Source organism: Streptomyces lanatus (assembly GCF_014655715.1).
GTDB classification, from domain to species: domain Bacteria; phylum Actinomycetota; class Actinomycetes; order Streptomycetales; family Streptomycetaceae; genus Streptomyces; species Streptomyces lanatus.
In genome coordinates this window covers 395,482-420,399 of record NZ_BNBM01000007.1, presented here as the reverse complement: position 1 = coordinate 420,399, position 24,918 = coordinate 395,482, and the positions used below count along the sequence as shown (strand labels likewise).

Sequence of the window (24,918 nt, the reverse complement as noted above, 5' to 3'; positions counted from 1 at the left end):
CGTAGGTGTGACGGCCCCGTTGGTTCTGCCGCCGTGCGCCCGCGCGGCGGAGCCGCACATCGATACGCCCCGCACCCCTGAGGGAATCAGCGCGTCCTGCGCCTCGGCATGAACGTGAACACCGCTCCCCCCAGCAGCAGGGCCGTCCCCGCCACCAGACCCAGCGCCTTCAGCGACCCGTGGTCCTCCGCGCCCGTCGCCGCCAGGCCGCCGTCCGTCGACGAGCCGCCGGCGGAGCCTCCCGCCGAACCGCCCGAACCGCCGGTCGAGCCGCCGCCGGAGGCTCCGCCGGGCTGCTCGCTCGTGTCCAGGGTGAGGGAGACCTCGGTCTTGGTCGGGGTGCAGGTCGTCGTCGTGCCCAGGGCCTTCACCGTGAGCACGCCCGGGGAGAGGGTCGACTCGCCGCTCGCGCCCGGCTTGTAGGTGCCGGTGAGGTCGGGGATCTCTATCGGGTCGCCCGACTTGATGTCCTCGGAGTTGGTCGGGCCCTCGACATGGACCGTGCCCTTGTCGGCGCCGCCCAGGACGACCTCCATCGACGGCTTGACGGAGTCCTTGGGGATGTCGGCGGGACTGTCCATCACCGACTTCTTGAACTGGACGGTCAGGTCGAAGCTCCCGCCGTTCTTCTTGGCGTCGATCTGGACCGGCGAGGTGGCGTCCTTGTCGCCGATGGGCGTCTTGCACTTGTAGGGGACCTGGACCTCCTTGCCGGTGAAGTCGGTCTGGCCGCCGCCGTCATCGCCACCGGTGCTGGTGCCGCCGCCCGTCTCGCTCTCAGTCGGCGTCGGGTCCGGTTCCGGCGATCCGGTCGGGTCATCGGTGGGATCGCCCGTCGGGTCATCCGTAGGGTCGTCCGTCGGCTGCCCTCCCCCCTCCGTCACCTTGATCGTCGCCGCCTTCTGCACCGTCTCCTTCGGCGCGCACTTCGTATCCGTGGAGATCGGCTTGTTGACGTTGATGTTGTACGCGTCCGGCGTCAGCGTCACCTCGCCCGGTGCCGTCAGCTTGAGCTTGCCCTTCATGTCGGACAGCTTCATGTCGGTGTTCTTGGGGATCGGCGGGTTCTCCCGGGGCCCCTGCATGGCGATGTCCGTCGTCTGCGCGCCGGCCGCCTTCAGGGTGCCGGTCGGCTGGACCGTGTTCGCCTCCAGGTCGAGGATGTCCGGGTTCTTGGACGCCCCCTGGACGAACTTCCAGACGATCTCCACCTCGTCGCCGACCTTCGCCTCGGCGGGCGCGGTGATCTCCACCTTCGTGGTGCCCTGGACCGGCGGCAGCCCGGAGATGGGCGGCGGGATGCACTCGGTCGCGTACGCCACCTCGGCCGCCTGGGCGGTACCGGCGGACACGCCGAGCAGAACGCCCGCGCCGCCCAGCATCAGGGCGACGCCCGCCGCACTCACTCTCCCGGGCCGGGCCGGTGTGACTCTCCTTCGCTTGCTCACGGGGGTCCCTTCCTGGTCGTAGGAGTCGTAGGACCAGTAGGGGTCGTACGACTCGTGGCGCTGTCGTCGTCGTGCGGTGCGGAGAGCCGACCGGCCGTGCCCGGGTCGTTGTCCGGGGTGAACCACGGCAGGGCCGAGGAGGGGGAAGCCGCGTGCCTCGCCTCCTCCCGGGGCCTGAGCCCCGGCAGGCGGAGGGCGACTTCGGGGAGGCGCAGGCCGCGTCGGCGGGCCGTCTGCCGTGGCCGTATCCGGTCCACCACCGCCATCCCGACCCGGAACACCGCCGCCGGTACGACCAGGCAGACCAGGATCCAGAACAGCGTCACGCCCCAGGGGCGGCCCACGCCCCAGGGCTGTTCGGCCATCACCTTGCCGCCGTACTTCAGGGAGACGGTGTAGTCGCCGTGCGCCCCGGCGGCGAGCTCCACGGGCAGCTCGATCCGTGCCTTGCGGCCGGGCTGGATGGTGCCGCGCCACTGCTGTTCCTCCCACTGCGGGGCGAACACGCCGTGGGAGGTGCCGACTTGGAAGACCGGGTTCTTCACGGGCGAGGTGCCCACATTGCCGACGGTGAAGACGAGCGTCCGCGCGGGCGGGGCGCCGAACCAGGTGAGCAGGGAGCCGGAGCCGTCGAGGCGAGTGTCCGTGAGGACCGACAGGCGTCCGCCCGCCGGTTCCGCGGGCAGCGGCTCGACCGCGTGCCCGGCGACCTGGAAGATCGCGTCGGCCTCGGCCTTCGCCCCGGTCACCGTCGCCACATGCACCACGCACGGACACGGCACGGGCGGCTCCGCCACCGGCAGCTTTCGGCTGAAGCGGCCCTCGGAGTCCGTCGTCACGGCCCTGCCGTCCGCGTTGGCACAGGAGTTGGTGCCCCCGGTCACTCCGGTGGACGGCACGGACTGGCCGCAGATGAGGATCATGAGCAGCGTGCGCGGTCGCCAGCCGCTGCCGGTGACGGTGATCGAACCGCCCGTCCCCGCCTGGGACTTGGACAGCTTCACGGTGGGCGGATCATCGGCCGCCGACGCGGACACCACGGGCGACAGCAGCGCCAGCACGGCCAGCAGCGCCGCGATCCGCATCCCGGCCCTCACGTCCCCACTCCCGTCAACTCGGCCCGCTCCACGGGCTGTTCAGCCACGGCCGACCCACCGTCGTCCGGCTCACGACGCCTCCGACGCCGTACGGCGAACAGCGCACCCATCGCCCCGACGACCCCCACTCCCCCCGCCACCGCGCCACCCCACGGCACGAACCGTGCCGACGCCCGCGCCGTGTCGCTCGCGCCGCCCGCCGCCGTCACCGTCAGGCGCACATCGACCGAGTCCAGGGCGGGCCGGTCGGACCAGGGCTCGGTGAGCTTGGTGCGGCTGCCCGGGGGCAGGTCGACCGGGAGGGTGCGCGGGGCGCGGTCGAGGAGGCGGCCGAAGACGCCGTCGGCGCGGACCGCGAGGGTCGGGGTGAGAGGGGTCGTACCCCGGTTGACCAGCTCGTATGTGATGCCGTCGGGGCCGACCGCCACTCGCTCGACGGTCAGCGCGGACAGCTCCGGGCCGGTGACGCGCAGCCGGAGCCCGACCGTCTCGACGCGGCCCTCCGTGTCGCGGGCGACGATCTCGCCGGAGCGGTCGCCGGGGGCCGTGCCGGTCGGGACGGTCACCGTGAACGGGACCTCGGCACGGGTGCGGCCCGGGATCCGCACCCGGCTCTCGGCGAGGGCGATGGGGACGCCGGTGCCGTGCAGGCGTACGGTGAGCGGCTTCTCGCCCCGGTTCGTCACGGACACCGTGTCCTGCTGGACCGTGCCGGGCTCGCCCTCGGTGTAGAAGGACGGGCGCCCGCCGCCCGAGGGCGCGACGGACCAGGTCGGGGCGGCGCCCGCCGCCAGCAGGAACGGAAGCAGCAGGGGCAGGCACAGGACGCGGGCGGCTGACGACATCGGCGGCTCCAGCAGCTCAGTACGTAACGGTCAGCGGCGGGCCGTCTGCCCCCTGCGCGTCAGCCACAGCGCGCCGGCCGCACCGGCGAGCAGGACCGTGCCGCCGAGGGTGCCGAGGGCGATCGCCGAGTCCTCGGGTCCGGTCTGCGGGAGTTCGGAACCGGAGTCGGAGCCGCCCTGGGTCCCGCTGTCGCCTCCGCCGCCGCCCGCCGCGGTCACGTCGAGGGAGAGCGACGGACCGGGGCTGTTGGTGGGCGTGCAAGTGGTCGTGGTGCCCAGGGCCTTGATGGTGAGGATGCCCGCGGTGAAGGTGACCTTGCCGGTCTTCTTCGGGGTGTAGGTGCCCGTCAAGTCATTGATCTTGATGGGGGTGTTGGCGGGAATGGCCTCTTGGTTGGCCGGCCCGGTCACGTTCATCGTGCCGCTGTCGGCGCCGCCCAGCTTGATGGTGGCGCTCGGGTTCATCGCGCCCTTGCCGAGTTCGACGGGGCTGGACGAGACGCCCTTCTGCCACGACATGGTGATCTTGTATCCGCTGCCGCTCTTGACGCCCTTGATGTCGATGGGCGAGACGGCGCTCTTGTCGCCGATCGGGGTCTTGCAGGAGTAGTTGACGTCGACGACTTCGGCCCGGGCCGCGGGGGCGGCCATCAGCACCGCCGAGCCGGCCAGGGCCGCGGCGGTCGCGAGCACGGCGGTTCGCTTCTGCTTCGACACGGTCCCCTCGTTCCTCACGGAATTCCTGACGCCGCACCTGACGGCATATCAGATCGGCCGTCAAGGTACGCCCGGGGCCCTGAGGAAGGAAGACACGGCGCACACCGGAGTTGTGGCGATCCGGCGTGCACGGAGTGGAGGGGGTGACCCCGGGTAACTCGGGGTCGGGCCGGGGGCGGCACTTCGGGCACGGCAGCCTCCCGTCCACAGCGCCCACTCCGGCCTCGCCGCAGTCGCTCAGTCCGAGTTCCTCGGCGACGGTCGATGAGCGCCCTGGCCTCGCCCGCAGATCAGCCGGGACCTCCGCCCGCCGCCCGTCCGCCACAGAGGCGTCCATACGCCGCTGCACGGCGGTCTCGGCCGGGCCCCTCCGCCGCCGGCGCGCCCGCTCGGCGCCCTGGCCTCGCGGAAGGCGGCATCCAAGGCGATGAAGCCGGGCGCCCCGAGCGCCACCGGTCACTGCCTCGTCCTCGTCATCATCCGCGGGCGAGCGGGTGCTCGCGACGCCGCCGGCCCCGCCTTCGTCGCGGTACGACGACTGCACGGTCGTACGGCGATCCCGTTCCGGCCCGGGTGCCCCCGATCAGCGGAAACGATTTACGCCGGGGCGCCGAGCTCCGCCCATACCGTCTTGCCCGCGACTCCCGGCGTCCGCAGGACGCCCCAGTCCAGGCAGAGCCGCTGCACGATGAACATGCCGTGGCCGCCGGGGCGCCCCGCGCGGTGCGGGGTGCGGGGGGCCGGCTGGCCGGTGCCCTTGTCGGCGACCTCGATACGGATGACCTTGTTGTCGCAGGCGACCCACATCTCGGCCGGGCCCTCGGCATGCAGACAGGCGTTGGTGACCAGCTCGGAGACCACGAGCAGCACATCCTCGGCCGCGGCCCGCTGGTCGGCCGTGGCGGCGGGCAGCCAGCCCCAGGCGTACAGCGCCTGCCGGGCGAAGTCGCGGGCGAGCGGGACGACCCCGCTCTGGCCCTCGAAGTCCAGCCGGCGGACCTGACGCCCCGCCGAGGCCTCGGCGGACGCCTCGGGCTCGCCGGGCCCCAGGGACGGCATGGCGCCCCCGTCGGACGGCCCCGCCACCGACGCGCCCCGCTCGGCGCCCCCGGTCCCTGGCACGCCCCCCTCGGACGCTCCGGAAGCGCCGCTGGGCTCAGGGCCGCGGTCGCCCGGCGAGAAAGGCCGGGTGGTGCTCATCAGCGCTTCACCTCACCGATTCACCAGTTCAACGTTCACACTATTCAAAGACGCGGTACGCAGAGTCAGTACGCCATTACATGTTCCTTGCCTGATACGTCGGTCACAGTCCCCCACCCCCGGTGGCCGACGTCACAGCCGACAGTTTCAGGATGTCTCCTGCCCGACCCGGCCGAGGGAACACCCCTGTATTCGGGCCGAATGATGTGACGTCTGATGCAGCGACCGACGCGAGGGGTCAGCCGGCGCCGTCGGACTCGTCCGCGAGGGCGGCGTCGAGGGAGTCATGGACCGTGAAGACGGCCTCGGCCCCCGTGATCTCGAACACTCGGGCGACCACGGGCAGCATGCCGGCGAGATGCACCCCGCCACCGGCGGCCTCCGCCTTCAGGCGCGCCCCCAGCAGCACGTTCAGCCCCGTGGAGTCACAGAACTCGAGCCGCGAGCAGTCGACGACCAGCCGGCTGAAGCCCTTGCCGAGGCAATCCTCCAGTGGCTCACGCAACAGATCGGCGGTGTGGTGATCCAACTCACCCGCCGGTGTCACGACGGCACTGGAGCCCTCTTCGCGCACCTCGACCAGTAGTCGGCCAGACTGTGCGCTGCCGACCGTCCCGCGGTCCATGCCGTGTCTCACTCCCGACGTCGTGGCTGCTGACTGACGCTCTCGAACACTACGCCTTCCCTACGCCCTCCAACACCCGAACATCCACACAGAATCGGACATTTCGGACCAGAGCGCACTTGCGGTGAGCTCGGGAAAGCGGGTAGGGCTAGTAGAGACACGTAACCGACTCGGCCGGCTTGGAGGCGCCGCACACCGCAGTGCACGACAGGCTTCGGCAGCCATATGCCGAGAACGATGGAGGACATCATGTCACCCCGGCTCGACGCATCGCATACCCAGAGCGCGACGTCGGCATCCCTACCGGAACAGCTGGATCCCATCGAGCGCAGCAGCGACGTAGGTTCCGAGCACGCCTTCGAGCATGACTTGGCACAGCAGGACGACGCACTCGCCGGGCTTCCGGAGATCCCGCCGTACGACGAGGTGGGCCCGGTGGACGCGCGGGCCCTGTCCAAGACCCTCTTCGAGCGGCTGGAGTCGCTGGAGGAAGGGACCCACGAATACTCGTACGTCCGCAACACGCTCGTCGAACTCAACCTCGCGCTGGTCAAGTTCGCCGCCTCCCGCTTCCGCTCGCGCAGCGAGCCGATGGAGGACATCATCCAGGTCGGCACCATCGGCCTGATCAAGGCGATCGACCGCTTCGAGCTCAGCCGCGGCGTGGAGTTCCCCACCTTCGCGATGCCGACGATCATCGGCGAGATCAAGCGCTTCTTCCGCGACACGTCGTGGTCGGTGCGGGTGCCGCGCCGTCTTCAGGAGCTCCGGCTCGACCTGGCCAAGGCCGGTGACGAGCTGGCCCAGAAGCTGGACCGCGCGCCCACGGTGGCGGAACTGGCCGAGCGCCTGGGCCTGAGCAACGACGAGGTCGTCGAGGGCATGGCCGCGTCGAACGCGTACACCGCCTCCTCGCTGGACGCCCAGCCCGAGGAAGACGACGCCGAGGGTGCCCTGGCCGACCGGATCGGCTACGAGGACCACGGCATCGAGGGCATCGAGTACGTGGAGTCGCTCAAGCCGCTCATCGCCGAACTCCCGCCCCGGGACCGGAAGATCCTCTCCCTGAGGTTCGTCGCCGGACTGACCCAGTCGGAGATCGGCGAGGAACTCGGCATCTCCCAGATGCATGTGTCGCGACTGCTGTCGCGGACATTGATCAGGCTCAGAAAGGGTCTGACCATCGAGGAATGACCGGTCGACCACCGACCGGGTAGCACTGTGCCCGGTGTCCTGCCGACGACTTCCGGCAGGGCACCGGGCACAGTGCTTTCGGATCTTTCACCCCGCTGACATGGAACGCTCATGGGTTACCCACAGAAACCCTTTCCCCACAGCCTCCCGTCCTCCACTATGAGCCGTCATACCCGCCGGTAGGTCATAGCTCCGGGCGGGTCGCACGGCTGCAAGGAGGCAGGCGGATGGCTCGGGCCGACGACGGTGGAGACCGCGGCAGTGGCATACACACGGGCGTGTCCGACGCACGGCTCACCGAACTGCTGCGCGCCGACACGGCCACCGCGTACCCGGCACTCCAGGAACTGCGCGCCCGCCACCACCCGCACGTCCTCGCCTACGCCCGCCAGTGCACCCCGAACGACTCCATGGCACGGCAGTTGGCCGCCCAGGCGTTCACGCTCGCGGCCCGTCAGACGGCACGCGGCATCGACCCCGGAGTCCCCTGGCGCCATCAACTCCTGCTGCTGACCGCCCGGCTGGCCGGGACCTGGGCGACGGACGAGCGCGCGGCCGGCCTCGACCCGGGTGTGCTGCTCATCCTGAACGCGGCCGGCCCCTCCGGCCCGATCCCGCCCATGCTCACCGCGTTCCAGTCGCTGCCGCCGCGCACCCAGGGCCTGATCTGGTACGGGACCGTGGATCAGGAGCCCCTGGAACGCACCGCCGCCCTCCTCGGCCTCACCCGCCAGGACGTCACCTACGGCACGGACCCGGCGCTCCAACTGCTGGCCCGCGCCTGTCTGCGCGCCCGCCTCGCCGCCTCCGACGACCCCGACTGCCCCGACTTCGGCCGCCTCATCGAGGAGTCCGTACGCCCGGACAGCCCCCGCGACAGCGCCGACCTGCACACCCACATGGCGCGCTGCCCGCACTGCACGACGGCGTACGAGGAACTGTCGGCCCTGCGGGACGCTCCGCGGGCGGCGCTGGCGGAGGGGTTGCTGCCGTGGGGCGGGACGGGTTACGTGGCAGGCGACAAGGCCCCCGTCCCGGGAGAGACGCAGAGTAGGGCGAACCGGTCCCGACCGCCGATGGGTTGGCCGTCGGACCGCCGCCGGGTCGTGCTGGTGTCGGCGGCGCTGGGAGTGGCGCTGCTGCCGCTGGTGGTGTTCCTGGTGGCGCAGGGCGGATCGTCGGCGCAGGATCCGGTCGGTTCGGCGAGCACTCCGGTGCGGGTGCCTCCGGTCGCGGTGACCGTGACGGCGACGGTGTCGCCGACCCCGTCTCCCTCCCCGTCCCCGTCGCGAACCTCCAAGTCCCCGTCCGCGTCCCCGACTCCGACTCGTACGAAGACTCCGCCCCCGACGAAGACGGCGAGCCCCAAGCCCACGCCCTCTCCCACACGCCCTCCGGGCGGCGCGTTCGCCCAGGTCGTGAACATCTCCTCGGGCCTCTGCCTGGACGTGGACGGCGACGACTTCTACAACGGGACGGACGTCATCACGGTCCGCTGCGACTCGTCCCGTTCCCAACGCTGGCGGGTCGACTCCGACCGCGGCGTCCTCCAGTCCGCCGCCGACCCCGACTACTGCCTGGACAGCCGCGGTTCGACGGACCGGGGCGTCGGCATCTGGACCTGCGACTCGGTAGAGGGCAGCAACGGGCGGAACCTGATGTTCATGGTGGACGGGGACGGCCTGATCCGCCCGGTCATCGCCCCTTGGGCGGCGGTGACGCCGAACGGCGGGGCGGGCGACGGGCTTTCGCTGGAGCCGGCGGGCGGGGGTTCGGGGCAGCGGTGGCGGGCGGGGGCCTCCTGATCAGACCTCGCGTACGCCGCGCCGCCACACCCCGCTGACCAGGGGCACGCCCGGCCGGTACGCCAGGTGCACATGGCTCGGGGCGTCGAGGAGCAGCAGGTCCGCGCGGGCGCCCGGGGTGAGGCGGCCGATGTCGTCGCGGCGCAGGGCCGCGGCGCCGCCCGCCGTCGCCGACCAGACCGCCTCGTCGGGGGTCATCCCCATGTCCCGTACCGCGAGGGCGACGCAGAAGGGGACGGAGGAGGTGAAGGACGAGCCCGGATTGCAGTCGGTGGAAAGGGCGACGGTGGCGCCCGCGTCCAGGAGGCGGCGGGCGTCCGGCCACTCGGCGCGGGTGGAGAACTCGGCGCCGGGGAGCAGTGTGGCGACCGTACGGCCGCTCGCCAGGGCGTCGACGTCCGCGTCCGTGAGGTGGGTGCAGTGGTCGGCGCTGGCGGCGTCGAGTTCGACGGCGAGCTGGACCCCGGGGCCGTAGGAGAGCTGGTTGGCGTGGACGCGCGGGTGCAGGCCCTTCGCCTTGCCCGCGGTGAGGATCGCGCGGGCCTGGTCGCCGTCGAAGGCGCCCTTCTCGCAGAAGACGTCGATCCAACGGGCGTACGGCGCACAGGCGTCGAGCATCTCGCCGGTGACGAGGGCGACATAGCTGGCCGGGTCGTCGGCGAAGTCCGGCGAGACGATGTGGGCGCCGAGGTAGGTGACCTCGTCGGTGTGGGCGGCGGCGATGCGCAGGGCGCGGGCCTCGTCCTCGACGGTCAGGCCGTAGCCGGACTTGGTCTCGAAGGTGGTGGTGCCCTGGCGGAGGGCCTCGTGGAGGTAACGGGTGAGGTTGGCCGCCAGTTCCCCGTCGCTCGCCGCCCGGGTGGCCGCGACGGTCGTACGGATACCGCCGGCGCTGTACGGCCGCCCCGACATCCGAGCGTTGAACTCCTGCGTGCGGTCGCCCGCGAAGACGAGGTGCGAGTGGGAGTCCACGAAGCCGGGGATGACGCCCCGGCCACCTGCGTCGACCCGATTGTCAGTGGCGGGTGCTTTGCTTTGATCACCGGTCCACACGACGCGGTCGCCCTCGATGGCGATCGCGGCGTCCTGGATCAGTCCGAGGGGGGAACCGTCACCGAGGGAGGGGTCGTTGGTGACCAGGCTGGCGATGTTGGTGATGAGCGTGCTTGCGGTGCTCGCGGAGTGGGCGGGGCTGACGGTCGTCGCGTTGCTCATGGCGTCCTTGGTTGCCTGGTCGGCGGTGTCGGGTGCGGGGGCGGAGACGGCGGGACCGGGCCGGCCCGGGGTCATGCGCGCAGGGCTTCGACGGCGTCCGCGAGGGCCTTCGGCACATCCGGTACGAGGGTGTGGGCCCCGTCCCGTACGACGTGCCGACCTGCCACGACCGTATGCGACACGTCTGCTGCCGACGCGGCGAATACGGCCGTCTCGGCCCCGAGCCGCGGAAGCGGCCCTGCCGTCCTGACCGAGTCGAGCGCGATCGTCGTGAAGTCGGCGAGCGCACCGGGTTCCAGGGTGCCCGCCTCGTCCCAGCCGAGGGCGGCGTGGCCGTCGGCGGAGGCTGCCCGCAGCAGGGCGGCGGCCGTCCAGTGACCCCGCGTGCGGGTGCGCAGCCGCTCGTTGAGCTCCATCGCCCGTGCCTCCTCCAGCAGGTCGATCACGGCGTGGCTGTCGGAGCCGAGGGAGAGCGGTGAGCCCTCGTTCTGCAGGGCGGCGGCCGGGCCGATGCCGTCGGCGAGGTCCCGTTCGGTGGTCGGGCACATACAGGTGCCGGTGCCGCTGCCGCCGATGAGGGAGATGTCCTCGGCGGTGAGGTGGGTGTTGTGGACGCCGGTGGTGCGCGGGCCGAGGACGCCGTGCAGGGCGAGGAGCTGGGTCGGGGTGCAGCCGTGGGCCTCCAGGCACGCCTCGTTCTCGGCGGTCTGCTCGGACAGGTGCACATGGAGCGGTGCCCGCCGCTCCTCGGCCCAGCGCGCCACGGTCTCCAACTGGTCGGCGGGCACGGCCCGTACGGAGTGGATCGCTGCCCCGATCCGTGCGTGATCCCGTTCCTTGAGAACTGAAGAGCGTTCGGCCCAGGCCTCGGCGTCGCCGTCGGAGAAGCGGAGCTGGTGGGTCGTGGGCGGCTGTCCGAAGCCGGAGGAGAGATAGGCGGTGTCGAGGAGGGTGATCCGGATACCGGCTTCGGCGGCGGCCGCGATCAGGGCCTCGCCCATCGCGTTGGGGTCGGCGTAGGGGATGCCGCCGGGTCCGTGATGCACGTAGTGGAACTCGCCGACCGAGGTGACACCCGCCAGCGCCATCTCGGCGTACACCGCGCGGGCGAGGGTGTGATAGGTCTCCGGCGTCAGGCGATCGGCGACCGAGTACATGACCTCACGCCAGGTCCAGAAGGTGCCTGACCCGACCTGGACGGTGCCGCGCAGGGCACGGTGGAAGGCGTGGCTGTGCGCGTTGGCGAGGCCGGGCAGGGTGAGACCGCGGAGGATCTCGGCGCCGGGGGGCGGGGTGGGGACGGCGGTGCGGACGGCGGCGATGCGACCGTCGTTCGTGTCCAGGGCGACGCCCGGCTCGACATGCGTATCGAGCCAGGCGTGCTCCAGCCAGTAGGTCTTGGTCGTCACCTGGAGGCCAGCCCTTCCAGTACGTCGGCGAGTGCGAGGACCCCGGCCACGCAGTCGTCCTCGGCGGCGGACTCGGCCGGGGAGTGCGAGACGCCGGTGGGGTTGCGTACGAACAGCATGGCGGTCGGAATCGTCCCGGAGAGGATTCCGGCGTCGTGTCCGGCACCGGTACCCAGGGCGGGCACCGTGAGGTCGGTGTCCTTGCCCAGGATGCGGCCCAGTTCGTCGCGCAGGGCGTGGTCGAACTCGACGACGGGCGTGAAGGACTCACGGACGACGTCGAGGTCGATGCCGTGGGACTCCGCGTAGCTCCGGGCGGCCTTCTCGATGCCGCCGACGACGGCGTCGAGGCTCGCCTGGTCCTCGGCGCGGGAGTCGAGCCAGCCGCGCACCAGGGACGGGATGGCGTTGACACCGTTCGGCTCGACGGCGATCTTGCCGAAGGTGGCGACCGCACCGGCGAGTTCGGCCTCGCGACGGGCGGCGAGCACGGTCTCGGCGTACGACAGCATGGGGTCGCGCCGGTCCACGAGCCGGGTGGTGCCGGCGTGGTTGGCCTCGCCCCGGAAGTCGAACCGCCACCGGCCGTGCGGCCAGATGGCGCTGGCGATGCCGACCCGGTCGCCGGACAGGTCAAGCGCCCGGCCCTGCTCGACATGCAGTTCGACGAAGGCACCGATACGGGCGAGCCGCTCGGGGTCGGCGCCGATGCCGTCGGGGTCGTACCCGGCGGCCTCCATGGCCCGGGGCAGGCTGACCCCGTCCCCGTCGGTCAGCCTGTGCGCGCCCTCGACGGTGAGCTGCCCGGCGGTGAGCCGCGACCCGACACAGGCGAGACCGAAGCGGGCGCCCTCCTCGTCGCCGAAGTTGACGATGGCGAGGGGCTTGGCGAACCGCACGCCCCTGCCGCGCAGTTCGTCGAGCGCGGCGAAGGAGGACACCACGCCGAGGGGCCCGTCGAAGGCGCCGCCGTCGGGCACGGAGTCGAGGTGCGAGCCGGTGACGACGGCGTCCCCGGCGGCGGGGTCTCCGAGCCAGGCCCACTGGTTGCCGTTCCGGTCGACCTCGTAGCCGAGCCCGCGCGCCTCGGCCTGCTCCTTGAACCAGGCCCGGCAGTCGAGATCGGCCCCGGTCCAGGCGAAGCGGCGGTAGCCGCCGGAGGCGGGGTTTCGGCCGATAGGGAGCAGGTCGCGCCACATGGTGTGGAAGGAACTGCCGCCCGAACCAGGCGGGGAACCCGCACCCGGCGACGATGCCTCCGCCCCCACCGGGGAGTCGCCGTGCCCACCCACATGCTGAGTCACGCGTCGTCACCCTCGCGCATAGGAACCCGGACGGCACGCTCGTCGGCGACCGACTCCGCGATGTCGTACCCGGCGTCCACGTGCCGGATGACGCCCATGCCGGGGTCGTTCGTCAGCACGCGGCGGATCTTCTCGCCGCCGAGCTTCGTGCCGTCGGCCACCGTCACCTGGCCGGCGTGGATGGAGCGGCCCATGCCGACGCCGCCACCGTGGTGGAGGGACACCCAGGAGGCGCCGGACGCGACGTTGACCATGGCGTTCAGCAGCGGCCAGTCGGCGATCGCGTCGGAGCCGTCGAGCATGGCCTCGGTCTCGCGGTAGGGAGAGGCCACCGAACCGCAGTCCAGGTGGTCGCGCCCGATGGCCAGCGGCGCCGCCAGCTCGCCGTTCGCCACCATGTCGTTGAAGCGCTCGCCGGCCTTGTCGCGCTCGCCGTAGCCGAGCCAGCAGATGCGGGCGGGCAGGCCCTGGAAGTGGACGCGCTCGCCGGCCATCTTGATCCAGCGGTGCAGGGACTCGTTCTCCGGGAAGAGCTCCAGGATGGCCTTGTCGGTCTTGGCGATGTCGGCGGGGTCGCCGGACAGGGCCGCCCAGCGGAAGGGGCCCTTGCCCTCGCAGAAGAGGGGGCGGATATAGGCCGGGACGAAGCCGGGGAACGCGAACGCCCGCTCGTAACCAGCGAGTTGGGCCTCGCCACGGATGGAGTTGCCGTAGTCGAAGACCTCGGCGCCGGCGTCCATGAAGCCGACCATGGCCTCGACGTGCTTCGCCATGGACTCGCGTGCGCGGGTGGTGAACCCGGCCGGGTCCTTGGCCGCGGCGTCGGCCATGTCCTCGAAGGCGAGACCGACGGGGAGGTAGGCCAGCGGGTCGTGGGCGGAGGTCTGGTCGGTCACGATGTCGATCGGGGCGCCCTCGGCGAGCATCTGCGGGAGCAGCTCGGCGGCGTTGCCCAGCAGGCCGATGGAGAGCGGGCGGCGGGCGTCGCGGGCCTCGGTGGCGAGCTGGAGGGCGTGCGCCAGGTTGTCCGCCTTGACGTCGAGGTAGCGGTGCTCGATACGGCGCTCGATGGCGCGCGGGTCGCAGTCGATGCAGATCGCGACGCCGTCGTTCATGGTGACGGCGAGCGGCTGGGCGCCGCCCATGCCGCCGAGGCCGGCGGTGAGGGTGATCGTGCCGGCGAGGGTGCCGCCGAACTTCTTCGCGGCGACGGCGGCGAAGGTCTCGTAGGTGCCCTGGAGGATGCCCTGGGTGCCGATGTAGATCCAGGAGCCGGCCGTCATCTGGCCGTACATGGTCAGGCCCAGCTGCTCCAGGCGGCGGAACTCCTCCCAGTTGGCCCAGTCGCCGACGAGGTTGGAGTTGGCGATGAGGACGCGCGGGGCCCACTCGTGGGTCTGCATGACGCCGACCGGGCGGCCGGACTGGACCAGCATGGTCTCGTCCTGCTTGAGGGTCCGCAGGGTGCGCACCATCGCGTCGAAGGAGCGCCAGTCGCGGGCGGCCTTGCCGGTGCCGCCGTAGACGACGAGCTTGTCGGGGTGCTCGGCGACCTCGGGGTCGAGGTTGTTCTGGAGCATCCGCAGGGCGGCTTCCTGCTGCCATCCCAGGGCACTCAGTTCCGTACCGCGCGGCGCTCGGACGGGGCGGGGTCCTGACATGGTCTGCCTCCCAGCGGACTGTGACTGCGAACAGTCGAGGTGGAACTGTTGAGGTTGATATTCACATCCTGGCTTCCTGAATAGAACTAGTCAATAGATCGGTGCCCCAGCAGCGGCGGCTCCGCGGTGTTTGGCTGGATGCATGGGCTCGTACAACGACATGACGGGGGATGTTGTGGGCAGCGGAATCGAGACAGTGACGAACCGGCGGGACGACGCGGTGCGTGCCGCCGTGGAGCAGGGGCTGCTCGGGCCCGGCTCCCCCATCGTCGGCCTGCTGGATGTCACCGGCATCCGGGAGTCGGCGGCGGCGCTGCGGGCGGCGTTCGAGGAGGTCACGGCGCCGGGGACACCCGTGCTGCACGCCTTCGCGGTGAAGGCGACCCCGCTGGTGCCGGTGCTGCGGCTGCTGCGCGAGGAGGGCATCGGCGCGGAGGTGGCGAGCCCGGGTGAGCTGGCCCTGGCACGGGCGGCGGGGCTGCGCCCGGAGGCGACGGTGCTGGACTCGCCCGCGAAGACGCCGGCCGAGCTGCGGGAGGCGCTGGCGCTGGGCATCGCCGTGAACGCCGACAATCCGCAGGAGCTGGACCGCATCGACGCCCTGATGAGCTCGGCCACGAGTCGCTCACCGCTCGGGATCAGGGTGAATCCGCAGGTCGGCGGGGGTTCGATCGAGGCGACGTCCACCGCGACGGCGACGTCGAAGTTCGGGGTGGCGCTGCGCGACGAGGGGGCGCGGGAGTGGGTGATCCAGGCGTACGCGGACCGTCCGTGGCTGACGCGGCTGCATGCGCACACCGGCTCGCAGGGCATCCCGCTGTCGCTCATGGCCCAGGGCGTCGCCGAGACGTTCGCGCTCGCCGAGGAGATCAACCGGCGGATCGGGCGGCGCCAGATCGATACCCTCGACATCGGCGGCGGACTGCCGGTGAACTTCGCGTCGGACGCGACGACGCCGACGTACGCGCAGTACGCGCGACTGCTGAGCGAGGCGGTGCCGGGGCTGTTCGACGGGCGCTACGGGCTGGTCACGGAGTTCGGGCGGTCGCTGCTGGCCAAGCACGGGACGGTCGTGGCGCGGGTGGAGTACGCCAAGAGCGCGGGCGGGCGGCCGGTGGCGGTGACGCACGCGGGGGTGCAGGTCGCCACGCGGACGGTGTACATGCCGGGGAGCTGGCCGCTGAGGATCGCCGCGTACGACGGCAAGGGCCGCCCGAAGGAGGGTCCGGCCGTGGTGCAGGACGTGGCGGGACCGGCCTGCTTCTCGGGCGATCTGCTGGCCGAGGGGGCCGCGCTGCCGTTGCTGGAGCAGGGTGACTTCGCGGCGGCGCTGGACACGGGGGCGTACTACTTCGCCCACCACTACGCGTACAACTCCCTTGCCCGGCCGGGGGTTTACGGCTTCGCGCCGGACGGAGCCGGGGGCGTCGCCTTCGCGACGGTGCGTGAGCCGCAGTCGGTCGAGGAGATCGTGGCCGAATCGGGTGGGGCGCACGCGGCCTCCCTCACCGCCCTGCCCATGCCGAAGCGCCGTTGACGCGGACCGACCGGGACCAGCACGCCGTACACGATCAAGTGACCCGAAAGCAGGGTCAGTTGACCCACGTTAGTCACCGCGGGCATGTTCCACTGGAAAATGCCCGAACGCTCACTCGCCGCACACACGTTGCGTAGCTTTGCCGTCACTCAGCCGGACCCCGAGGTGGGAGGGGAGCGACGGTGCCCGGAATCGACGAGTGCTTGCTGGAGACGATGCGGCTGCCAGGTGCGCGTGGCGCCGCACTGGTCGACTGGACGAGCGGGCTGGCCCTGGGCACCGTGGGCGACCCTCCGGGCGGCGACCACGAGACGGCGGCGGCCGAGGCGGCCGAGCTGGCGCGGCTGGCCGCCGAGCAACAGGCGTTCGGACCCGGCGACGGCACCGAGCCCGCGGATCCGCCCGTCGAGGACCTGATCCTCAGCAACCGGGACAGCTACCACGTGCTGCGGTTCGTGCCGACGTCGTTCGACAGCAGCGTGTTCCTGTATCTGTGGCTGGCCCGCGCGGACGGCAATCTCGCGCTGGCCCGCATCCGGCTCGGCGAGATGGCCGAACGGCTGGTGCTGGGATGACCGTGGTCGGAACCACGCCGCCGCCGCGGCTGCCGGTCCGGGACCGCACGGCCGCCCGGGAGCGATACGCGGGCGGCGTCTCGCCGATGCTGACCCGGCTCGCCGAGGAGCGGGCCACCGGGGTCCTGGACCGCGAGCACGGCACGCTCCATCTGGCCGAGGGCCGGGTCGTGCACGCCGAGAGCCCGCTCGCACCCAGCCTCGGCGTGCTCCTGACCGCCCATGGTGCCCTCGACGCCGAGACCTGGCGGGACGTCGAGGACAGCGCCGAGATGGAGCGGCTCGTGCGGTACGGCGTCACACCGGGCGCGCTGGAGCTGGCCCAGGTGAGCGCGCTGTACGACGCGGCGTACTTCGCCCTCGCACCCAGCAGCACGCCGGGCCGCTTCCGCTACGGCGGCGCGCACTGGCTGGCCTCGGTGCATCCCGTGCCGGTGGCCGGGCTGGAGCGCGAGACGCTGCGCCGCCGCGCCCTGCTGCGCCGTCTCTGGCCCGACCCGGCGACCGATGCCGCGCCGCTGATCCGGGCCGACCCGGTCGCGGCCCCCGTGGTGCCGTCCCGGCAGGCCGCCGTACTGGAACACGTGGACGGCGTGCGCAGGGCCGTGGACATCGCGCGGGCGCTGGGCAGACCGGCGTTCCACACGCTGGTGCACCTGCGCCGGCTGGCCGCCGCGGGCCTGGTCGCCGCCCAGCCGCCGCCCGCCCCCGATCCCCCGCCCGACACCGGCGCCGATCCCTATGTCGCGCTGCTGAAGAGGGTCAGGGATGCGCTGGAGGCCCTTTGACCGCAAGCCGTACGACGACCGCAAGCCGTACGTCGACCGTGACCCGCACGACGACCGTGAGCCGGCCGGGATGCCCGGTCCGCCGCGGCAGCGCCGGCGTCCCCACGCCGAAAGGAGAGACCTGATGGCGGCCGAGGCCCCGCTACTGGACGAGTTCCGTCGGCTCAGAGCCCGGGTGCCCCAACTCACCGGAGCGCTCGCGGCCGGCGTGGACGGCCTTGTCCTCGCCCATGACACCCCCGGCGTCGAACCGGACGGCCTGGCCGCGCTCACCGCCGCCGCGCTCGGCGTCGCGATGCGGACGGCGGACGCGACCGGCCGGGGCGACTTCCGCGAACTGCTCCTGCACGGGACGGACGGCTATGTCGCGACGTACGCGGCGGGCCGCACCGCCGTGCTGACGCTGCTCGCCACGGACGGCGTCAATGTCGGCCGGCTGCACCTGGAGGGCCGCCGCGCCGGGGCCCGCATCGGCGAGCTCGTCGACGCGGAGGCGACGCCGCCTCCGAAGCGCAGTCCGGCCAAGAGCCCCGCCAAGGAGGCCGCCCGCACCCGAACCGCACGAACCGCCCGTACCACCACCGAGAGTTGAGAGGAACACCCACCATGGCCAACACCGAGACCGCACTGAAGGAAGCCCTGGCCTCGATCGAGGGCGCGACCGGAGTCGCCCTGGTCGACTACACCAGCGGAATGGCGCTGGGCACGCTCGGCGGCAGCAAGAGCTTCGACCTCAATGTCGCCGCCGCCGGCAACACAGACGTCGTCCGCTCGAAGATGCGCACGATGGAGCACCTCGGCCTCAAGGGCGGCATCGAGGACATCCTGATCACGCTCACCGACCAGTACCACCTGATCCGGCTGATCAGCGGGCGCGGCGGGAACGGGCTCTTCCTGTATCTGGTGCTCGACGTCAAGCGCGCCAACCTGGCCATGGCCAGGCATCAGCTGAAGAAGATCGAGGAGGATCTGGAGGTCTGACCCCCCGGCTACACCAGCGCCGCGGTGCGGCGGCGGGCCCCGCCCGGGGCCGCGTCGCCCGCGGCGATGCCCGTGCCGCGGTAGGCCTTGACGGCCTTGCCCGCGGGGCGGCCGCCGCGGGCGTCGAGCCAGTCGACCCGCACCCACAGCAGGGCGCCGTCGGCCCGCTCCCGCCGCCCGAGCCACGCCGCCTTGAGCCACAGCCCCGCACCGCACCCCGCCAGCAGCATCCCGCCGGCGGCCGGCACCGCGAAGGCGCTGCCCAGCGCGGCGAGGAAGGCGAGCAGCAGCCACCACCGATGCCCCCGGCGCCAGTTGCGGACGGCCACGGCACGGTCCTGGAGCACATCGTGCTTGCCCGCGCGGGCGGCCGAGCGGATCAGGGCGTCGTACCGCTTGCGGCGGACGTACGCGACCACGGCCAGGGCGACGATGAACAGCGCGGCGCCCGCCATGACGCCGATCCTGCGGCCGGTGAGCCCCGGCACCAGTACGCCGATGCCGGCCGCGAACACCCCGAGCCACCACAGCGGCGCCGCCCCGGCCCGTACGACGACGGCCACCCGGGCCAGTCCCTGTCCTCCACCGCGTGCCACGTTCGACCTCCCGCCTCGGATCCGTCCAGCGCGCAGGTTAGCCAGCCAACGTGAGACGAACCTTAAGAAGCCGCCAGAAGCCTCCAGAAGCCCCCGGGACCTCAGAACGGCGTCACTCGACGAACAGCCCCCGCCCCGCCGCCCGCGCGTCGAACTCCTCCAGCCGGGCCTGCGCGTCCGGCAGGTCGTCGCACATCGCCTCCAGCAGGACCCGGCCCAGCAGCATCGGCGCGCAGGCCGTGTCGAAGGCGAGGCCGGTGCCGACGGCGGCGGGCAGCAGCAGGTCGGAGACCTTGGCGACCGGCGCGAACGCGGAGTCCGCGACGGTGACGACCGTCAGCCCGGCCTCCTTGGCATACGCGAGGGTGTCCACCACCTCGCGCGGATGCCGGGGCAGCGCGAAGCACAGCAGGGCCGAGGCGCCCGCGCGTACGGCGGCGTCGATACGGTCCTGGATCATCGTGCCGCCCTCGTGCAGCAGCCGTACGTCCGGATGGACCTTGGCGGCGAAGTACGAGAAGCCGTACGCCTGGGAGGCGGCGGCGCGCAGGCCGAGCACCGGCAGGGGGCGCGAGGCGGCGAGCAGGCGCCCCGCCTTCTGCACCGGGCGCGGGTCGGCCAGCACCTCCGCGAGATGCCGCAGGTTCTCGATCTCGGCCTCGACGGCCTGCTGGTACTCGTTGTACGAGCCGGTGTCCGGCGCCGGCTCGACGGGCGCGACCTCGCGCAGGTGCTTGCGCAGCGCCGGGTAGCCGTCGAAGCCGAGGGCGACGGCGAAGCGGGTCACGGACGGCTGGCTGACCCCGGCCAGTTCGGCGAGTTCGACGCTGGACAGGAAGGGCACGTCGGCGGCCCGCCGCACCATGCTGTGCGCGATGCGCCGCTGGGTCGGCGTGAGCCGGTGCCCCTCGAAGAGCGCCTGGAGTCGCGCGGCGGGGCTGTCCGTCCCGTTGGTGTGCCTGTCCGCGCTCATCCCGCGCTCCCTCTCCAGATGTCCGTGAACCGGTCCAGCAGTGCGGCCGCCGCCGTCACGTCGTCGGTGAGCGGGCGGTCGGCCGGGTCGTCGTCGAGCACCGACTCGGCGAGCTCCATCGCCCGCCCGATCGGAAGCTCAGGTTCGGGCCTGAGACCGCGCTGGCGCAACGCCCGTACGGCGGCGACGAGTTCACAGCCGACGACGAGACGGTACGCGCCGCACGCGCGCAGTGTCTGCCGCGCGGCGAGCGAGGCGAAGCTGGCCTGCTCCTCCACGCCCCGGGAGAGTACAGCGTGCCCGAGCGAGGCGGGAGCGGAGAAGGCGCGCAGGTCACCGAGGGCGGCAGCGGCGGCGTACTCCAGGATCATCACGCCGGACGAGGCGGGTGCCTGGTCGGCGAGGAAGGGCTTGAGGCGGGTGTAGGCGGGCTCGTTGAGGGTGGAGAGCCGGGAGGTCGACAGGCGGGCCACCTGGGTGAGGGCCAGCCTGAAATGGTCCAGGGACAGGGCGAGTTGGGCCTGGTAGAAGCCGCCGTGATGGTAGGCCGCCATGTCCTCGGGGGAGATCAGCGGGTTCTCCGCGGCGGCGTTGATCTCCACCGCGAGCACCTGCTCCAGGGCGTCGGCGGCGTCGTGCGCGGGGCCGTGGATCTGAGGGAGGCAGCGGAAGCCGTACGGGTCCTGGATCCGGCCGAGGGGCGGGGTCGGCCGGTCCTCGGCGCCGATCAACTCCCGCATTCGGCGGGCGACTTCGGTGCTCCCCCGGTGCGGCCGGGCGGTGTGCACGGGGGCGGCGTACGCCTCGTGGGAGCCGTCGACGGCGAGCAGGGACAGGGCGGCGACGACCTGGGTGGCGGCGACGAGTCCGCGCAGTTCGTGCAGGGCGAGGGCGGCCTGGCCGAGGGTGAGGGCGTTGCTGCTGATGAACGCGAGGGCGTCGTTGTTGTCCAGCGGCTGCGGCTCGGGCGCCCCGCAGCCGCGCCAGGGGTGCTCACCGGCCAGCGCGAGGCCGGTCTGCGCGAGGGCGGCGAGGTCGCCGGTGCCGACCGAGCCGAACTCGTTCACGACCGGGTGGGCGCCGCTCTCCAGCGCCTCGCACATGGCGGTGATGACGGTCGGGCGCAGCCCCGCACCCCCGGCCAGCAATTGATTCGCGCGTACGGCGAGCATGGCCCGGACCTCCCGGGCGGGCAGCTCCGCGCCGATGGCGCCGGCGTGGCTGCGCAGCAGGCGCAGGCCGTGTTCGGCGGCGGCCTCGGTGGGCACGTCCTCGTTCCGGTTGGCGCCGACGCCGGTGGAGCGGCCGTAGACGCGTCCGGTCGCGGCGATGAGACGGGCCGCGTCCCAGGACTCCTCGGCCCGCTTCATCGCGTCGGACGCGGGAACCGGCCGCGCGCTCCCGTCGGCGAGGCGGGCGACGTCCTCGACGCCGAGCCCGATCCCGTCGAGGACGACCAGTCCAGTGTGGACATCCCTCGACGCGTCCACGATCCGAGACGACATCAAGCCCAAACCTCCCTCAACTCGGACATCCGATCTCGCGCTTCAGTCATCCGTTACTCCGGATTTACACCAAACCGTTGACAAGTTATTCACCTACCGAGAACTCTGCATGACGTTATACAGCCGGGCAAGGGACATCTCATGATCCAGTTCGACGCGGTCCACAAGCGCTTCCCCAACGGCACGACGGCAGTCCACGATCTCTCCCTCCAGATGCCGGAGGGCGGCGTGACCGTCCTGGTCGGATCCTCCGGTTGCGGCAAGACCACCACGCTGCGGATGATCAACCGGATGGTGGAGCCGACCTCCGGCACCATCCAGGTCGGCGGCAAGGACGTCACCCGCCAGGACGCCGCCGAACTGCGCCGCTCCATCGGTTACGTCATCCAGCAGGCGGGCCTGTTCCCGCACCGCACGGTGCTCGACAACATCGCCACCGTGCCGCTGCTGCTGGGCTGGAGCCGCCGCAGAGCACGTACGAAGGCGGCCGAGCTCCTCGAAACCGTGGGCCTGCCCGCCGACACCGGCCGCCGCTACCCGCACCAGCTCTCCGGCGGCCAGCAGCAGCGCGTCGGCGTGGCCCGCGCACTCGCCGCCGACCCGCCGGTGCTGCTGATGGACGAGCCGTTCGGCGCGGTCGACCCGGTCGTGCGCACCCAGCTCCAGGACGAACTGCTCCGCCTCCAGAAGGAGTTGAGCAAGACCATCGTCTTCGTCACCCACGACGTCGACGAGGCGGTACGGCTCGGCGACCAGATCGCGATCTTCCGCACCGGCGGCCACCTCGTCCAGTGCGCCGCGCCCGCCGAACTCCTCGCCCGCCCCGCCGACGACTTCGTGGCCGACTTCCTCGGCGCCGAGCGCGGCCTGAAGCTGCTGTCGCTGAAGACCCTGGCGGAGGTCCCCCAGGGCCCGGCGCCGGAGGGCGGCCCCTGGAGCCTGGTCCTCGACGAGGCGAACAGGCCGGTCCACTGGGCGTCGAAGGACGCGGAGATCCCCGTACGCCCGCTGAGGGACGGCGATTCGCTCCTCGCCGCGCTCAACGAGTCCATCGCCTCCCCCACCGGCCTGATAGCCCGAGTCGATGCGACCGGAGTGCTCAGCGGCGTGACGTCGCGCGACGACATCCACCAGCACGCGGGCCAGGCGCACACGGAAGCGCGGGTGACCGCGTGACCATCGACTGGTCGTGGATAGGCGACCACACCGACGACCTCACCACCCTGACGCTCTCCCACCTCCAGGCCGCGCTGACCGCAGTCTTCCTCGGCGTCCTGATCTCCCTGCCCCTCGCGGTGGTCGCCCACCGCGTCCGCCCCCTGCGCGGCTTCCTGCTGGGCCTGTCGAACGTCCTGTTCACGATCCCGTCGATCGCGATCTTCGTGCTCCTGCTCCCGGTCTCCGGCCTCACCCGCACCACCACGGTCGTCGGCCTGACGGTCTACACGCTGGTGGTCCTCCTCCGGAACACCGTCGAGGGCCTGGACTCGGTCCCGGTGAAGGCGAAGGAGGCGGCGAAGGCGATGGGCACACGCCCGCTGCGCACGCTCCTCACCGTCGAGTTCCCGCTCGCCCTCCCCGTGATCATGGCCGGCGTCCGGATCGCGACCGTCATGTCCATCTCCCTGGTCTCGGTCGCGACCTACATCGGCGACGGCGGCCTCGGCCAGCTCTTCACCGACGGCTTCCAGCGCAACTTCCCGACCCCGGTGATCGTAGGAGTGGTCCTGACGCTGCTCCTCGCCGTGGTCGCGGACGCGCTGCTGGTCGCCCTGCAGTACGTCCTGACCCCGTGGCGGAGGCGGCAAGCCTGACATGTACGAACTCTTCAAGAACCTCGGCGCCTGGCTGGTCGGCAGCGAGCAGTGGACCGGCCCGGACGGCATCGCGCACCGCCTGGCCGAACACCTCCAGTACTCCCTGCTCGCCACGCTCATCGCGGCGGCGATCGGCCTCCCCCTCGGCCTGCTGATCGGCCACACCGGCAAGGGTGCCTTCGTCGCGATCAACCTCGCGTCCTTCGGCCGCGCCCTGCCCACCGTGGGCCTCGTCGTCCTGGTCTTCCTGGCCGGCGGGCTGTCCATGCTGCCGGTCTACGTCGCACTCGTCGCCCTCGCGGTCCCGGCGATCGTCACCAACACCTACGCCGGGATGACGGCCGTCGACCCGGACGTGAAGGACGCGGCACGCGGCCAGGGCATGCGCGGCCACCAGGTCCTCCTCCAGGTGGAGCTGCCCCTCGCCCTCCCGCTGATCATGACGGGCCTGCGCCTCGCGCTGATCCAGGTCGTGGCCACGGCGACGATCGCCGCGTACGTCTCCTTCGGGGGCCTCGGCCGCTACGTCTTCGACGGCCTGGCCCAGCGCGACCTGGTGCAGGTGCTCGGCGGCGCGGTGCTGGTCGCCGTGGTCGCCGTGATCCTCGACCTGGCCCTGTCCGGCCTCCAGCGCTTCCTCTTCCGCCACCGCACTGCCTAGGGATCTTTCCGATGAACCGTCGTACTCTCCTCGGCGCGCTCGCTGGAGCAGCCGTCACCGTCCCCGCACTGTCCGCCTGCTCCTCCGGCATCACCTCCCTCGAAGGCGACAGCTCCGCCGGATCCGGCGGCGGCTCCAGCAAGGGCGGCATCACCATCGGCACCGCCAACTTCACCGAGAACCAGGTGCTCGGCTACCTCTACGCCGCCGTCCTCGACGCGGCCGGCGTCAAGGTGAACGTCCGCCCCAACCTCGGCACCCGGGAGATCCTCATCCCCGCCCTCAAGGGCGGCGACATCGACCTGCTCCCCGAGTACCAGGGCGCCCTCCTGCACTACGTCGCCCCCAAGGCGACCGCGACGGAGGAGGGCGAGATGCAGAACGCGTTGGCGATCGCCCTCCCCGCCGGCCTCCAGGTGCTGCCGTACGGCATGGCCGAGGACTCGGACGCCTTCGTGGTCACCCGGGAGACGGCCGAGAAGTACGGCCTGACGTCCCTCGCCGACCTCAAGAAGCAGAACGGCAAGCTGGTGATCGGCGCGGCGCCCGAGGTGAAGAAGCGGGAGGTCGGGGCGGTGGGCCTGAAGGAGGTCTACGGGGTGGAATTCAAGGAATTCAAATCCCTCGACTCCTCCGGCCCCCTGGTCAAGGGCGCCCTGAAGAAGGGCGACGTGGACGTGGCGAACCTCTTCACCACCGACACCGACATCCAGGCCAACGACTGGGTGGTCCTGACCGACCCCAAGAACCTCATCCCCGGCCAGCACGTGGTCCCGCTGATCGCCGACCGCAAGGCCGACTCCACCGTCCGCAAAGCCCTCGCCCGCCTCGGCAACACCCTGTCCACGGCCCAGCTGACCGAACTGAACCGGCTGGTCGACAAGGACAAGAAGGACCCCGAGGACGTGGCGAACGCGTACGCGAAGGAGCACGGCCTCGTTGCGCAGTGACGGCTGGCCCCCTGC

At 72.0% G+C, this 24,918-nt stretch carries 24 protein-coding genes; 11 read left to right on the top strand and 13 right to left on the bottom strand.

The window, feature by feature from the left end; all coding sequences use genetic code 11:
- Positions 1-86: 86 nt before the first annotated feature.
- From IE325_RS21560 to IE325_RS21535, 6 genes are all read right to left on the bottom strand, one after another.
- Positions 87-1,382 carry a hypothetical protein gene (locus tag IE325_RS21560; RefSeq protein WP_190071673.1) on the bottom strand — a complete coding sequence of 432 codons (1,296 nt, stop codon included), beginning with the start codon at positions 1,380-1,382 and terminating at the stop codon, positions 87-89.
- 62 nt (positions 1,383-1,444) lie between these two features.
- Positions 1,445-2,533: a hypothetical protein gene (locus tag IE325_RS21555; RefSeq protein ID WP_190071672.1), complete on the bottom strand. Its 1,089-nt coding sequence runs from the start codon at positions 2,531-2,533 to the stop codon at positions 1,445-1,447.
- Positions 2,534-2,541: 8 nt separating this feature from the next.
- Entirely contained in the window at positions 2,542-3,390 is an 849-nt protein-coding gene (locus tag IE325_RS21550; RefSeq protein ID WP_190071598.1) for a COG1470 family protein, read from the bottom strand.
- A gap of 30 nt (positions 3,391-3,420) precedes the next feature.
- Positions 3,421-4,107, bottom strand: a complete 687-nt coding sequence (locus IE325_RS21545) for an LPXTG cell wall anchor domain-containing protein (protein ID WP_190071597.1) — start codon at positions 4,105-4,107, stop codon at positions 3,421-3,423.
- Between the two features lie 597 nt (positions 4,108-4,704).
- Positions 4,705-5,307, bottom strand: a complete 603-nt coding sequence (locus tag IE325_RS21540; RefSeq protein WP_190071596.1) for an ATP-binding protein — start codon at positions 5,305-5,307, stop codon at positions 4,705-4,707.
- A 238-nt stretch (positions 5,308-5,545) separates the two neighbouring features.
- Complete coding sequence (locus IE325_RS21535) at positions 5,546-5,932, bottom strand: STAS domain-containing protein (RefSeq protein WP_190071595.1); 387 nt, start codon at positions 5,930-5,932, stop codon at positions 5,546-5,548.
- Between the two features lie 237 nt (positions 5,933-6,169).
- Between IE325_RS21535 and IE325_RS21530 the strand changes: the two genes are divergently transcribed.
- Together IE325_RS21530 and IE325_RS21525 are read left to right on the top strand one after the other, a co-directional pair.
- Positions 6,170-7,126 carry an RNA polymerase sigma factor SigF gene (locus tag IE325_RS21530; RefSeq protein WP_190071594.1) on the top strand — a complete coding sequence of 319 codons (957 nt, stop codon included), beginning with the start codon at positions 6,170-6,172 and terminating at the stop codon, positions 7,124-7,126.
- 227 nt (positions 7,127-7,353) lie between these two features.
- Positions 7,354-8,931 (top strand): RICIN domain-containing protein, encoded by a 1,578-nt coding sequence (locus IE325_RS21525; protein WP_190071593.1) that lies wholly within the window; start codon positions 7,354-7,356, stop codon positions 8,929-8,931.
- On the opposite strand, the gene hutI is transcribed toward IE325_RS21525, so the two are convergent.
- The 4 genes from hutI to hutU are packed head-to-tail and all read right to left on the bottom strand — an operon-like array spanning position 8,932 to position 14,520.
- Positions 8,932-10,221: an imidazolonepropionase gene (gene hutI / locus IE325_RS21520; RefSeq protein WP_190071592.1), complete on the bottom strand. Its 1,290-nt coding sequence runs from the start codon at positions 10,219-10,221 to the stop codon at positions 8,932-8,934.
- Positions 10,218-11,555, bottom strand: a complete 1,338-nt coding sequence (locus IE325_RS21515; protein ID WP_190071591.1) for a formimidoylglutamate deiminase — start codon at positions 11,553-11,555, stop codon at positions 10,218-10,220. Before IE325_RS21515 ends, hutI begins: the two co-directional genes overlap by 4 nt.
- Positions 11,552-12,859 carry an allantoate amidohydrolase gene (locus IE325_RS21510; RefSeq protein ID WP_373315193.1) on the bottom strand — a complete coding sequence of 436 codons (1,308 nt, stop codon included), beginning with the start codon at positions 12,857-12,859 and terminating at the stop codon, positions 11,552-11,554. The genes IE325_RS21515 and IE325_RS21510 overlap by 4 nt, the downstream gene beginning before the upstream one ends.
- On the bottom strand, positions 12,856-14,520 hold the full coding sequence (hutU, locus tag IE325_RS21505; RefSeq protein WP_190071590.1) for a urocanate hydratase: 1,665 nt from the start codon (positions 14,518-14,520) through the stop codon (positions 12,856-12,858). The genes IE325_RS21510 and hutU overlap by 4 nt, the downstream gene beginning before the upstream one ends.
- A 160-nt stretch (positions 14,521-14,680) precedes the next feature.
- Here hutU and IE325_RS21500 point away from each other — a divergent pair, with 160 nt between their 5' ends.
- The 5 genes from IE325_RS21500 to IE325_RS21480 all read left to right on the top strand — a co-directional run bounded on the left by IE325_RS21500 (position 14,681) and on the right by IE325_RS21480 (position 18,401).
- Positions 14,681-16,057: a type III PLP-dependent enzyme domain-containing protein gene (locus tag IE325_RS21500; protein WP_190071670.1), complete on the top strand. Its 1,377-nt coding sequence runs from the start codon at positions 14,681-14,683 to the stop codon at positions 16,055-16,057.
- Positions 16,058-16,239: 182 nt separating this feature from the next.
- On the top strand, positions 16,240-16,632 hold the full coding sequence (locus IE325_RS21495; RefSeq protein ID WP_190071589.1) for a hypothetical protein: 393 nt from the start codon (positions 16,240-16,242) through the stop codon (positions 16,630-16,632).
- Positions 16,629-17,420: a transcriptional regulator gene (locus IE325_RS21490; RefSeq protein ID WP_190071588.1), complete on the top strand. Its 792-nt coding sequence runs from the start codon at positions 16,629-16,631 to the stop codon at positions 17,418-17,420. The genes IE325_RS21495 and IE325_RS21490 overlap by 4 nt, the downstream gene beginning before the upstream one ends.
- A gap of 124 nt (positions 17,421-17,544) precedes the next feature.
- Positions 17,545-18,012 (top strand): roadblock/LC7 domain-containing protein, encoded by a 468-nt coding sequence (locus IE325_RS21485; RefSeq protein WP_190071669.1) that lies wholly within the window; start codon positions 17,545-17,547, stop codon positions 18,010-18,012.
- Positions 18,013-18,026: 14 nt separating this feature from the next.
- The gene (locus IE325_RS21480) at positions 18,027-18,401 is read left to right on the top strand and encodes a roadblock/LC7 domain-containing protein (protein WP_190071587.1); all 375 of its coding nucleotides are present in this window, start codon (positions 18,027-18,029) and stop codon (positions 18,399-18,401) included.
- An 8-nt stretch (positions 18,402-18,409) separates the two neighbouring features.
- On the opposite strand, the gene IE325_RS21475 is transcribed toward IE325_RS21480, so the two are convergent.
- The 3 genes from IE325_RS21475 to IE325_RS21465 form a co-directional block, all read right to left on the bottom strand.
- Positions 18,410-18,997, bottom strand: coding sequence for a hypothetical protein (locus tag IE325_RS21475; RefSeq protein WP_190071586.1), 588 nt, complete (start codon positions 18,995-18,997; stop codon positions 18,410-18,412).
- 112 nt (positions 18,998-19,109) lie between these two features.
- A complete protein-coding gene (locus IE325_RS21470) occupies positions 19,110-19,970 on the bottom strand; it encodes a MurR/RpiR family transcriptional regulator (protein WP_190071585.1) in 861 nt (286 codons plus the stop codon).
- A complete protein-coding gene (locus IE325_RS21465) occupies positions 19,967-21,475 on the bottom strand; it encodes an aromatic amino acid ammonia-lyase (protein ID WP_190071584.1) in 1,509 nt (502 codons plus the stop codon). The genes IE325_RS21470 and IE325_RS21465 overlap by 4 nt, the downstream gene beginning before the upstream one ends.
- Before the next feature lie 141 nt (positions 21,476-21,616).
- On the opposite strand from IE325_RS21465, the gene IE325_RS21460 reads away from it, so the two are divergent.
- The 4 genes from IE325_RS21460 to IE325_RS21445 are packed head-to-tail and all read left to right on the top strand — an operon-like array spanning position 21,617 to position 24,903.
- Positions 21,617-22,651, top strand: a complete 1,035-nt coding sequence (locus IE325_RS21460) for an ABC transporter ATP-binding protein (protein ID WP_190071583.1) — start codon at positions 21,617-21,619, stop codon at positions 22,649-22,651.
- Positions 22,648-23,289, top strand: a complete 642-nt coding sequence (locus tag IE325_RS21455) for an ABC transporter permease (RefSeq protein WP_190071582.1) — start codon at positions 22,648-22,650, stop codon at positions 23,287-23,289. Before IE325_RS21460 ends, IE325_RS21455 begins: the two co-directional genes overlap by 4 nt.
- Position 23,290: 1 nt before the next feature.
- A complete protein-coding gene (locus IE325_RS21450) occupies positions 23,291-23,953 on the top strand; it encodes an ABC transporter permease (protein WP_190071581.1) in 663 nt (220 codons plus the stop codon).
- An 11-nt stretch (positions 23,954-23,964) separates the two neighbouring features.
- Positions 23,965-24,903 carry an ABC transporter substrate-binding protein gene (locus IE325_RS21445; RefSeq protein WP_190071580.1) on the top strand — a complete coding sequence of 313 codons (939 nt, stop codon included), beginning with the start codon at positions 23,965-23,967 and terminating at the stop codon, positions 24,901-24,903.
- The last annotated feature ends 15 nt before the right edge of the window (positions 24,904-24,918 follow it).